The sequence below is a fragment of the Moorena sp. SIO4G3 genome (assembly GCF_010692305.1).
In the GTDB taxonomy this organism is placed as follows: domain Bacteria; phylum Cyanobacteriota; class Cyanobacteriia; order Cyanobacteriales; family Coleofasciculaceae; genus Moorena; species Moorena producens_A.
The window spans coordinates 1-11,515 of record NZ_JAAHIG010000286.1 but is presented as its reverse complement, the minus strand read 5'-3'; the positions used below and the strand labels follow the sequence as shown (position 1 = coordinate 11,515).

Here is an 11,515-nt window from a genome sequence, read left to right as displayed (position 1 = left end):
CCTAGTGCTGTACGATGAACCCAGTGCCAATCTTGACCTTCGTTCCCGGCGTCGCTTGATTAGCTTTTTGAAACGGTCCGAGGAGACAATACTGATTTCCTCCCATGACCTAGAACTGATTTTAGAAGTATGCGATCGCGTTTTGCTACTTGACGAAGGGCAAATTATTGCTGATGGTCCTCCTCAACAGGTGATGGCTAATCAGCAGCTGATGGAGTCTCATGGTTTGGAAAAGCCTCACTCTATAGTTTCAGTTATAAGTAACCCTTGAAAAGTTAGTTAGTCGTTGGCGGTTGACTGTTGATTGTTAACCGTCAACATTGATTAACTTGCTCAAGTCGCTTGACCTATGGTCACGCTGCTTAACGCGCTCCAATTCAAAATTCAAAATTATTAATTCAAAATGACAATCAGTGGGGGCTTGTACCCGCCACTGATTGAAGACCACTGATAGCGAGCAATCCCTCGCTATCAGTGGGGGCTTGTACCCGGAATTAAAAAATTGCAAAATTTGTTCAATTTTATATTTTTAATTTTTAATTTTTAATTTTTAATTCCCCAAAGGGGTCAGCAGGATGCTGCTGGAGTACTTCAATTACCTTCCCCACTTAAAAACCGCTGCTCCCCAAGTCAATCCTGCACCAAAGCCGGAGATAGCTATAATGTCTCCTGATTTAATTTTCTCAAGCCGCACTGCTTCATCCAACACTATAGGTATAGAAGCCGCTGAGGTATTACCATATTGGGCGAGATTACTTAGAACCTTGTCCTTAGGAATCTTAAGACGTTGGGCAACTCCATCCAGAATCCGCTGATTAGCTTGATGCAAGAGCAGCCAATCCACCTGTTCAGTGCTGATATCGGCTCGGAATAATGCTTTTTCAATCACTTCCGGTACCTTTTGCACCGCAAAGCGATAAACCTCTTTGCCACTCATGGTAATGGGTTGATAAGTCCCTTTAGCCACAGTCAAACCCTTGACAATTTCCTTGTCTTGTGGTTTATAGGCTAACTGAAGACAGCTATTTTGGGTACCATCACTACACAGTGCAAATCCCAGTAAGCGATCGGATTGATTTGCCTGCAAAACTACAGCCCCAGCACCATCTCCAAATAGTACACAAGTACTTCGGTCTGACCAATCCACCCATCTTGAGAGAATATCCGCACCAATCAGTAAGACATTTTGGTAAAGGCCAGTGCGGATAAATTGGGACGCTGTAGCCAGTCCAAAGACGAACCCAGAGCAGGCTGCGGTTATATCAAAGGCAACTGCTTTTGATGCTCCCAGGAGTGCCTGAACTTGATTAGCACTGCCAAACAGATCATCCGGGGTTGAGGTGGCTAGGATAATCAGATCTAGGTCTTCAGGAGCAATTCCAGCCATAGCGATCGCATTGCTTGCTGCCGCAGTAGCCATCTCACTTAGACTCCCTTGTGAATGCACCAGATGCCTTTGCCGAATTCCAGTACGGGTGGTAATCCACTCATCCGATGTATCAACTATCTGGCTTAGTTGATGGTTATCGAGGGTAACTTCTGACGCTGCGGAACCACTTCCGGTAATAGCAATGCCTGTTCCTAGTTGATTCAAGGCTCTTCTCCATCAGTTGCATCCCATGTTTTTCTCTTCCCAAGTTCGCTGCTTAGGGATAAGGCGAAAAGACTGGTCATTGGTCAATCTTGCCATCAATGCCACACTCAACTATAGCACACAAGCCTTAAACAACTATTTTGTGAGGCTTGTGGGACGCTCAAGCTAACAATCTGCCATTATGACGGAACCCTCTTGTAATTACCGTTATGGATCGCCAGCCTAAGACCCTGGGCAATTCCGCTAAGGAATTCTAACACGAGACTTGATCAGCTAGTCAAAGTTTAGTCCCCATGCTTGACACTATTAAGGTTAAGGGTTAAGCATAAACTTCCAACCGCCAACGGTCAACAGTCAACAAAAAAACAGTTGCGCTAATGGTAGCATTGGAATGCTGATCAGTCGATCATGCCTTACTCCTCACTGCTGGAATTAGTAGCCACTGATTCCTTAGATCTTTTGAAGTGATTAGCTTTAATCCGCTCTAGTACTCGGTGATCAATGGCTTCTTTAGCCAACCGAATGGCGTTAAAAATCGATGGAGCTTGGGAGCTACCGTGACTAATAATACAAATTCCTGCCACCCCTAAGAGTAGAGCACCGCCATGTTCGGCATGATCCATACGCTGCTTAATCCGCTTCAAGTTGGGTTTTAACAACGCTGTACCTAGCTGACCTTGTATCCCTTGAGGCAGTTCTTCTCGGATAATTTGCAGCATCACCTCCCCTACTGCTTCGGCAAACTTGAGCAGTATATTGCCCACAAAACCATCGCACACAATTACATCAAATTGACCTGAGAGTACATCTCTACCCTCAGCATTGCCAATAAAGTTTATTCTGGAATTCTTTCGTAGCAGTTGATGAGTACGGATGGCCAAATCATTGCCTTTACACTCTTCCTCACCAATGTTTAGCAGACCCACCTTAGGCTCTTCCATGCCCAAGACATACTTGCTATATACTGAGCCCATGATGGCAAACTGCTCTAGATATTTAGGGCGACAATCCACAATTGCCCCCACGTCCATTATAATCACTGGCTTGCCAGCCATGATGGTAGGAAACACTGCGCCAATTGCGGGACGGTCAATCCCTGGCAGACGCCCTAAGCGCAATAGAGCCGCTGCCATGGCTGCCCCAGAGTGCCCAGCACAGACTACAGCGTCAGCACGTCCTTGCTTGACTAAGTCCATGGCTACGTTAATAGAAGCCTTGGGCTTACGCTTCAAGGTCACCAAGGGTTCTTCATCCATGGCAACGACACCATCAGCAGCTACAATTTCTATCTGACTTGATCCGTGGTGTTGGGAAATAGAGGATCTAATTTGCTCAGGATCCCCTACCAACAATACCTCTACCCCTAACTCAGCTTGTGCTCTAATAGCTCCAGCAACTATTTCATGGGGGGCATAATCCCCGCCCATAGCGTCTATTGCGATTCGTGCGCCAGTCGATGCCATTGCTCAAAGTTTATAGAAACCTTCCACATCTTACCAGGACCATTACCTGGAATAGTAAACAATGTGATCTGTTTAACTTGAGGTTTGGGACCGGTTAAGGCTTGCATGGTGACATGTTCTCAACAGAACTGTTCAGTAGCAGCATTCACTATGTGACATACTCCCACACGCTTATCGAACGCGCTCCGCGTCTGGCAAAGCGAGTAGATTACAGTGTGGGCTTCTTACCAACTCCACCTAACAGTTCGGATACTCGGTAAGCTTTATTAACGACACGGGATGCCCCTCCGCGCCGGAAAAATACAATAAGTTCTATTTTTAATTAGTAGGTGGCGGTTAGCTCTTAATTTGTTTTCCCTACTACTTTGATTATAGACGATCTCAAAACCATTAAAGATCCTGTCCGCTAGACATGCCCCACACCTCAATGCGCATTGAGGTGTGGGGCATGTCTAGCGGTCTTAGCTAAAATAGAGCAGCCTCAAGAAACAAATGTGGTGTAGTGAATGCTAAAACAACTTGCTGCTGGGATCCTTGCCGGTGCATTTGTCGTTATATCTGTGAAACTATGGAGAAATCTACAACCGATCAACCTTGATCAAGCTCAACTGATGGCTTGGCGGGATACCTCCTTGTTTAGCTTGCCAGCTGAACCAGACCCGTCTGCTGAAGCGATTGTGGATGAATTCATAGAAAAATGGCGTGTTCAAGGTTCAGCAGTTAAGCAAGGAGTATGGATTCAATCAGGACTGACTAGACTGGCGACCCACCGGGGAAATGTTCCAATACCCGCAGCTTCAATCACGAAAATTGCCACTAGTCTAGCGGCATTACAGCAATGGGGGCCAGCTCATCAATTTGAAACTAGAGTCAGTGCCACCGGAATAGTTAAAGATGGGGTATTGCAGGGAGATTTGGTAATTACTGGTGGTAGCGACCCGTTTTTTGTGTGGGAAGAAGCGATCGCATTGGGTAATAGCCTAAATCAACTGGGAATCCGCCGGGTCACTGGGAATTTAGTCATCATTGGCAATTTCACTATGAATGATAAGGACAACCCAGAAATTGCTGGTGGCCTACTCAAGCAAGCCTTAAAATCCAGCAGCTGGTCTTGGCAGATTGTCCGTCAGTATCAATCCATGCCCAAAGGAACCGAGAAACCCCAATTAGAAATTGCTGGTAATGTAGTCGTATCTGATACTCCCATTCCGAAGCAAGAATATCTGTTACTCCACAAGTCCTTGCCCCTGGTAGATATTCTTAGAGAGATGAACATCTACAGCAACAACGATGTATCTCAGATGTTGTCTCAAGCCATTGGCGGTGCTCAGACAACTGCTCGGTTGGCGGCTAGGTCAGCTGGTGTACCCAGTAGCGAAATTCAGTTGATTAATGGCTCTGGCTTAGGTATGGAGAATCGAATTTCCCCCCGTGCTGCTTGTGCTATGCTCATGGCTATTGAGCGCTTTTTACAGCCTTACCAGCTTAATCTTAGGGATGTCTTCCCCCTAGCTGGACGGGATACTAAGGGAACCATGCTCGACCGTAACATTCCCCAAGGGGCTGTGGTAAAAACCGGAACTCTCAGAGAAGTTAGTGCTCTAGCTGGTTTTCTCCCAACACGCGATCGCGGTTTAGTGTGGTTTGCCATCATTAACGGTGGCAACGATATCCTAGAATTTCGGGCAAAACAGGATCAGCTACTGCAACGCCTGTCTGTCGAGTGGGGTACCCTTACCCAAAAGAGTAGCAATCAAACCCATAAACCATTGATCATTGGTGATCCAAAGCGTATTGAAAAAATCAGCAGTGCCTTGTTGATTGAAAATAAAAAATAGCAAATAGATATCGAGTTGGCTTGACCGTTGACGGTCAACGGTCAACGGTCAACGGTTGAGCAACGGCTCCAAAGCCAGTCTCAGCATTGAACCTCCCCATCCTAATAGGAATGGGGATTCCCAGGCACAACCAGCGTTGGTTGTTATCGACCTGGGCGTAACTTTCCCGCGCACCGAACGCGCCCCGCGTGGCCAAAGGCCAGGGTAGCTGGGTAGGGTCAATAGCCAGTTTTTTTTGAGACCCTTACTTTTTATATTAACACTATTTGAGAGGGAAAATTCATCCCCGAAGACGAAACCGATAGATAGGGTCGCCTTTATGGTTGGTCGGCTGTGCGAAAAAAGGTCAAAACTGTTTGATTAAGGCGACCACTACCTTCTCTTGATGCAAAGCGCGAGTGGGGGAAACCACGGCAGTCGCTCATGGGGGAAACCCCCGCAGGTCGGCGCTGCCTCCCCAAGACCGCGCTGCCTTCCCAAGACCGCGCTGCATCGCTACGGTAACTTCAAGACCTAATTCGACGGGGTATTCTTTTCCCTCTCAAACTCTCCCACTCTGATAAATTTATTTCGGTGACAGTCAACCTTGGCCAAAAGGCCACGCGTGCGCGTTCAACCTTCAAGTTTAACTTTTAACAGTCAACCTCCAACCTTGGCCTTTCGGGTACGCGTGCGCGTTCAACCATAAACTTTAAGCCAGCTCAAAGAATAATTTCTACCACTCTTTCGCCAAACTTTAAGCCAGCTCAAGGAATAATTTCTGTTACCACTCTTTCCCCAACACCACTAGTTACTAAAATATCTTGAGCTTCAAGGTTACCCACTGCTTTATCACCAGTCGTATTAAATTGGGGTGAAACTTGTTCATATATTACATTACCTGAGGCTTCCATCTGTTGGGTGGGGATATCCCAAGTTAGCTGATTAGCGTATAGTTTGGCTTGCTTACGGCTTCCCTCCCCTTGTACTCCTCCCGTTAACCTAACTACTTTCTTACCCAAATCTACCCGTCCCCTGTTAGCTGTTACCATCACTTTCTCCTGCTGGTGAACAATTCTAACCGGCTGATCCGACACAACAGTTTTATCATTCAAATTCCAAACTGCTGAATTAGTCGATATCACGACCGGTGGTTCGACCGAATTCAACTGCACATTTTTCTTGAGAGTTGCTATATTTGCCTTAAGGTTTACCTCAGAATTGTCTGCTTCCACTCGTTCTGTTACTATCTTATTTTTATAGCGCTCAATAAGTATCCTTTTCTTACCAATTACCTTCTGTTGTTCGATTTGCCAGAGCAAACGTTCTGTTTTCATTTGCAAGTTTGGGTCTTTCGATATGGCTGCTACTTGACCAATTAATTCCAACTTCTGGGTTCGACTTAAGTAACGCCCTTCCTTTGCGGATGCTTGTAGTTTAGGGTGATTACCTTTAACGTTATTGCGGATAACTAACAAATCTTCCTTAGGTTTCCACTCAGACTCATCACCTCGTAACACAGCACCATTACGGGGATCAGTAGCCGTGACCTGACCTTTGAGAAACACTATCTCACCATTCTCTAGGATTTCCCCACTCTGGGCTGACACCTGTAAAATCAGTTTCCCATCTTGATACAAATCCCCATTGGGTTTGTCAATGTAAGCAATTTTTCTATCTGGAGAGTAAGTCGCTTTATCTCCTTTAACTTTCCATAGAGGACGACCTTGCTTATCTGACTGATCTAGAGTGACGTTTTTAAAGACTAGACTTCCTTCAATTTTTTCAGTAACTTTAGTTTCTTCCTGAACTTGATTTAATGATTTAGGCTCACTCTTACAACCAGATAATGAGTAAACCGTGAAAATCAAAATAAAAAAAATCAGACATCTCTTGGAGTATAAAAACATATGGCAAAAGGAGCGTGTGATTAGGATAAATGACTATAAAATAATCGATACAAAGCTTACTCATAAAGACTTGTATCGATTTAAAAAAGTAATTTTTATAAAAATTGCTTTCTAGGAAATGCTATACTAGTTATTACTCCTTAGGATTCCTGTAAAAATAACCTGAACAGTTTTTTTTATGGGAGCGATATCCCACAATTTATTCTAGATAAAATTTTTACAACTTATTTTTACATGGCTCCTTAGTTATTAGAAGTTTTTATAACCTCTATAGTTCCTGGGGGACAACAAGCGCCCCAAATTCCTTGCCAGCTCTAGGTTTAAGGTCACTATTATCCCAAACTATACCTAGATAATCATGAGCATATTTTCAATGACTGAGAACTCAATCCCTGATTATTTCGTCCAAGTGGTCGAAAAATCGAGTTGATAAGTTGGGTAACTGAATTGACGCGCATCCTGACCAGATAAGGATTATAGCCTACCTTTCACCCGCTCAGCCCTCGGCAGAAGATTTTCAATTACTGAGAACTCAATCTTTGATTATTTCCTTCAAGTTGGAGATAAGTTTTGTAACTGAATTGACCAAACCCAGATGAGTTAATGATTATAGGCGACCTGTTACCCCCTCAGCTATACTTGACTTAGTTGCTTAGCTTTCAGTTTTTAGATGGTTTACCCAACTAGATGCAAGAATAAAGTCTGTATGTCAACTATAGGAGGGGAAAGCATCGGACATAAACTATAGGTTTTCAGCCACTAATTACTGCCCGAATGCTACAAGACATGAGAAAGAAACGCCCACACACTTAAATCGTAGTTTGGACCCCATCAGACAGGCCCTAATCACCAATTACTAATTACTAATCACTAATCACCAAACTATTTGTGCTGTTCATCCATCACATTGAACCCAGACAACGGACGGTAAGTATAGTTTTGTTTGGGTGTTTTTTGGATACTTTCTTGGATGGTATCAAGGTCAATATAGCGGTCGGCTACATTAATTAGACTATCACTGGTCATGGAGCGTAGGCTGACCACCTCAACCCGAACTCCCCGATAACTGACAGAATCGACTGCATAGGCAAGATCCCCATCACCACTGACTAGAACTGCTGTGTCGTAGGAACCCACTAGTGCCATCATGTCAACAGCAATTTCTACATCCAGATTAGCTTTTTTTGAGCCATCTGGTAGCTGAACTAAATCTTTGGCAATTACTCGGTAGCCATTACGACGCATCCAGAGCAGAAAGCCCTGCTGCTTCTCATTCGTACGATCAACACCAGTGTAAAAGAAAGAGCGTAGTAGCCTAGATCCTGCTGTCAAACGACACAATAGCTTAGTGTAGTCAATTTCAATCCCTAGTTGTAGGGCAGCATAAAATAAGTTTGAACCATCGATAAAGATGGCAACACGACCACGGTTTTCTAAGACTTGTTCAGGTGTAAAAATTGGGTCATGATTATAATGGCTCAGCATTTTTATTATACCTCTTTGTTAAAAAAAAAAAAATTAAAAAACTTTTTACTTAATCAGCATTAAGGTAATATGCCGATTAAGTTTTTGGTTAATAAGACGGAACCAAATTAGGTGAGTTCCAGTCGTGCAAATACCGGTTTGGGTTTTCCTAGCTTCTGGTTTTGAGGTAAAACCCCCCAAGATGCATGGGATACATAGGGCGCAGCCAAAAAGATGTGTTCTTTTTGGCTAAAGTCGATGGCAAAACCTAGTTGTTGGTAAATCTCCGTACTAATACTGGGAATAATCGGTGATAATAGATAGGCAGCTAAGCGCACTGACTCTAAAACTGTATATAACACTTGTTCAACCTCTTGCTGTTTTCCTTGTTTATACAAGCTCCAGGGAGCTTGCTGATCTAGAAATTTGTTACTGGCTCGAATCAGAGTAAATATTTTTTGGCAAGCTTGGCTAAACGCTAGGGATTCATAAGCCCTAGCGACTTGTGAACCGAGATCTAAGCCAATTTCGAGCAGAGGATTGACCTGTGAAATATCTGAGCCAGTTAAACCTGGAACAATACCTTGACAATACTTTTTAGCCATGCCCAAGGTGCGATTGAGCAAATTACCTAGGTCATTGGCTAAATCCGCATTGACGATATCTATAAAACGGGTTTCACTAAAATCCCCGTCTCGCCCAAATTCAATCTCTTTTAGAAAATAATAGCGAATTGCATCAGCACCGTATTTATCTACCAACTCCACTGGGTCTAGGGTATTGCCTAGACTTTTTCCCATTTTTTGACCATCTTTGGTCAGAAAGCCATGACCAAATACTTGACCTGTAACAGGTAGAGAGGCTGACATTAACATGGCAGGCCAGTATACAGCATGAAAGCGCAGGATGTCCTTACCGATAAGATGTAAATTGATCGGCCACCATTTTTGTAAGGCATTATCAAGAGTTGGTTCACTATCGGGATCCAATAGGGCAGTCACGTAGCCTAGTAAGGCATCAAACCAAACATAGATGGTGTGGCTGGGATCAACCGGTACTGGGAAGCCCCAATCGACATTCAATCGTGAAATCGAAAAATCCTGTAGTCCCTGACTGACAAAACTCAACACTTCATTACGGCGACTTTCCGGTTGGATAAAATCCGGTCGCTGTTGGTAAAGTTCTTCTAGCTGTTTTTGGTATTTAGAGAGCCGGAAAAAGTAGTTTTGCTCATCTCGCCACTCCGCTTCTTGATTGGGATGAATCGAGCAGCGGTTTCCAGGTAGAAGTTCCCGTTGCTCTTTAAATTCCTCACAGGAGACACAGTACCACCCTTGTTGTTGACTCAGATAAATGTCACTTTTATCCCAAACCCGCATGAAAAATTCTTTGACAATGGCTTGGTGGCGGTTAGCGGTAGTGCGGCTGAAACGGTCATACTGGATATTGAGCTTTTGCCAGAGGACATCAAATCCAGCAGCTATCTTGTCGCAATGTACTTGAGGATCTACCCCTTGAGTTTCAGCAGTCCGCTGAATTTTTTGTCCATGTTCATCTGTACCAGTAATTAACAGTACGTCTTTGCCCTGTAACCGTTGAAAACGAGCTACTGCATCAGATGCCATGGTGGTATAGGCACTGCCGATATGGGGTAAGTCGTTCACATAGTAAAGGGGTGTTGTAATGGCAAATGTATTTTTAGTAGTATTCGTATGAATCATATGAGTGTTAAAAACGCCCTCCAGCCAACTGATTTAACTTATTTAAGTGATTTCTAACCTAGTGTATGGCTACTAGTATTAATTTTAGTTGTTACTATATGTAGTATTTATCTAATCAGATTTACTTAAGTTTTAACCTTTTATAAAAAGTATCTGTCGCTACTTTTTAGTTGACGTTACTCAAAATTGTTTATTATCTTGTAACTCATTCCACCTATTTTAGTTGTCGGGTTTCGAGTCATTACTCCTTAGTCTGTTACTTATGAGTAAGGAGTAATGATAAGCAGCCGATAAGTTATCCCACTCCCTTGAAGGAATGGAATCAAGGCCACCTTCTGTCACTTGATTATAAGGAAAATTAATTATTAACATAAGTTAGTAGTCTAGTTTAGATTTAACAGGCTTTTTCTACTACTGGCTTAATGCCTAATGTGTCAAGCTACACACTTGTAGTCACTGGCAGTCTATCACCATTAGTTGTTTTGCACCTGATTATCTCTACTTTAAGGCATCTGTCAATAGATCTATTTTTAAAAAAATGTTAAGAAATGTTAATCTATATTAGAAATTGATGACTGAAACGGAAGTCTGACCATCTTCCACTACAGGTTTCTGATGCCCTTCTTGCTGCAATGGGAATAAATTGTTCCAATATCGATGAGGATCGCATTCCTCATAAATCTGCTGTTGTAGTAGTGAGTAACCATCGTGGCTTTCTAGATGTCCCGTTGTTGATGGTAGCCTTGGGGCAACGAATCCCCATTGCTTGTGATCATGACATGGGACAAGCACCAGTGATGTGGGTGGGTTGTCAAGCAGATGGGTTGTTTCTGTCTATAAAAACCAGAACATAGACTGTGAGCGTTGTTACAACAGGCAAGTCAGTTTCGCGAACATCATCATTGGGTTGGGGTTTGTATACTCCGAGCCTAACCAATGGTGAATTTTACTCAGCCTTTGGAAATAGGCAACTTTCATAAAGGCTTTACCCAGTTAGCTTTGTGGACATCAGTTAAACAGGCAGCGCCGCGCCTAAAGCGCGATCGCTTCCCAAGAAGAAATCGTACACTCAGTGATACCGCTGTGATCGTTACGTTTGTTTGACCCATCTGAACCCCGATTTAAACAAATGGGTTGGCATCCGATGGTAATTCATCGCTGTTTGGCAGTATTACTTGGACATTTCTATTGGATTACACAGAAACAGCGGAACTATCAAGGGAAACAGATTATGTGCTCCATTAGTAAGATATACCGGTATTAAATTGCTAGATTAGTACAGGGGATCAAGGATAAAGTCTGAAGTATCAAGTATTAAGGCTCAAGGAGAAAATGGGCTTGTTAGTGGGGAGCAGGTCTTGCTTTGCTGAAACATTAGTACTATTTTCCAGTAGAGCAAGCTTAAACCCATGAGGGGGCTATAGATAATGTACAAATATTCATCCAGGACTAGCTCCCCTTCAGACCTATTACCTATTACCTATTACCCATTACCTATTACCTATTACCTTAGTACTAATGTTGCTGCATAAGTGACATGCTCCCA

The 11,515-nt window shown here is 43.4% G+C and carries 10 protein-coding genes and 1 pseudogene; 5 read left to right on the top strand and 6 right to left on the bottom strand.

Going from position 1 to position 11,515, the window contains the following annotated elements; genetic code table 11:
* A pseudogene (locus F6J99_RS33155) lies at window positions 1-271 on the top strand (ABC transporter ATP-binding protein); the annotation flags it as partial.
* 324 nt (window positions 272-595) lie between these two features.
* On the opposite strand, the gene F6J99_RS33150 reads toward F6J99_RS33155, so the two are convergent.
* Window positions 596-1,594 carry a beta-ketoacyl-ACP synthase III gene (locus F6J99_RS33150; protein WP_293119436.1) on the bottom strand — a complete coding sequence of 333 codons (999 nt, stop codon included), beginning with the start codon at window positions 1,592-1,594 and terminating at the stop codon, window positions 596-598.
* 413 nt (window positions 1,595-2,007) lie between these two features.
* A complete protein-coding gene (plsX, locus tag F6J99_RS33145; RefSeq protein WP_070390917.1) occupies window positions 2,008-3,057 on the bottom strand; it encodes a phosphate acyltransferase PlsX in 1,050 nt (349 codons plus the stop codon).
* A gap of 506 nt (window positions 3,058-3,563) precedes the next feature.
* Between plsX and F6J99_RS33140 the strand changes: the two genes are divergently transcribed.
* Window positions 3,564-4,895, top strand: coding sequence for a D-alanyl-D-alanine carboxypeptidase (locus tag F6J99_RS33140; RefSeq protein ID WP_293119434.1), 1,332 nt, complete (start codon window positions 3,564-3,566; stop codon window positions 4,893-4,895).
* Window positions 4,896-4,929: 34 nt separating this feature from the next.
* Here F6J99_RS33140 and F6J99_RS33135 read toward each other — a convergent pair whose 3' ends face one another.
* Complete coding sequence (locus tag F6J99_RS33135; protein ID WP_293119432.1) at window positions 4,930-5,091, bottom strand: hypothetical protein; 162 nt, start codon at window positions 5,089-5,091, stop codon at window positions 4,930-4,932.
* A gap of 202 nt (window positions 5,092-5,293) precedes the next feature.
* Here F6J99_RS33135 and F6J99_RS33130 point away from each other — a divergent pair, with 202 nt between their 5' ends.
* Entirely contained in the window at window positions 5,294-5,455 is a 162-nt protein-coding gene (locus tag F6J99_RS33130; RefSeq protein WP_293119430.1) for a hypothetical protein, read from the top strand.
* Window positions 5,456-5,641: 186 nt separating this feature from the next.
* Here the strand turns inward: F6J99_RS33130 and lptC are convergent, their stop codons facing one another.
* The 3 genes from lptC to metG all read right to left on the bottom strand — a co-directional run bounded on the left by lptC (window position 5,642) and on the right by metG (window position 9,993).
* Complete coding sequence (gene lptC / locus F6J99_RS33125) at window positions 5,642-6,784, bottom strand: LPS export ABC transporter periplasmic protein LptC (RefSeq protein ID WP_293119428.1); 1,143 nt, start codon at window positions 6,782-6,784, stop codon at window positions 5,642-5,644.
* An 882-nt stretch (window positions 6,785-7,666) separates the two neighbouring features.
* On the bottom strand, window positions 7,667-8,269 hold the full coding sequence (locus F6J99_RS33120) for an NYN domain-containing protein (RefSeq protein ID WP_008182130.1): 603 nt from the start codon (window positions 8,267-8,269) through the stop codon (window positions 7,667-7,669).
* A 107-nt stretch (window positions 8,270-8,376) separates the two neighbouring features.
* Entirely contained in the window at window positions 8,377-9,993 is a 1,617-nt protein-coding gene (metG, locus tag F6J99_RS33115; RefSeq protein WP_293119438.1) for a methionine--tRNA ligase, read from the bottom strand.
* 608 nt (window positions 9,994-10,601) lie between these two features.
* Here metG and F6J99_RS45795 point away from each other — a divergent pair.
* Both F6J99_RS45795 and F6J99_RS33105 read left to right on the top strand, forming a co-directional pair.
* Window positions 10,602-10,823, top strand: coding sequence for a 1-acyl-sn-glycerol-3-phosphate acyltransferase (locus F6J99_RS45795; protein WP_365974750.1), 222 nt, complete (start codon window positions 10,602-10,604; stop codon window positions 10,821-10,823).
* A gap of 82 nt (window positions 10,824-10,905) precedes the next feature.
* Window positions 10,906-11,073, top strand: a complete 168-nt coding sequence (locus tag F6J99_RS33105; RefSeq protein WP_293119424.1) for a hypothetical protein — start codon at window positions 10,906-10,908, stop codon at window positions 11,071-11,073.
* Window positions 11,074-11,515 lie beyond the last annotated feature (442 nt).

What these genes read in the sequence shown, in the direction of transcription:
- F6J99_RS33140 (WP_293119434.1), top strand. Translation starts at nt 3,564, where the DNA reads ATGCTAAAACAACTTGCTGCTGGGATCCTTGCCGGTGCATTTGTCGTT.
- F6J99_RS33120 (WP_008182130.1), bottom strand. Translation starts at nt 8,269, where the DNA reads ATGCTGAGCCATTATAATCATGACCCAATTTTTACACCTGAACAAGTC.
- F6J99_RS45795 (WP_365974750.1), top strand. Translation starts at nt 10,602, where the DNA reads ATGGGAATAAATTGTTCCAATATCGATGAGGATCGCATTCCTCATAAA.
- F6J99_RS33105 (WP_293119424.1), top strand. Translation starts at nt 10,906, where the DNA reads ATGGTGAATTTTACTCAGCCTTTGGAAATAGGCAACTTTCATAAAGGC.
- lptC (WP_293119428.1), bottom strand. Translation starts at nt 6,784, where the DNA reads ATGTTTTTATACTCCAAGAGATGTCTGATTTTTTTTATTTTGATTTTC.
- plsX (WP_070390917.1), bottom strand. Translation starts at nt 3,057, where the DNA reads ATGGCATCGACTGGCGCACGAATCGCAATAGACGCTATGGGCGGGGAT.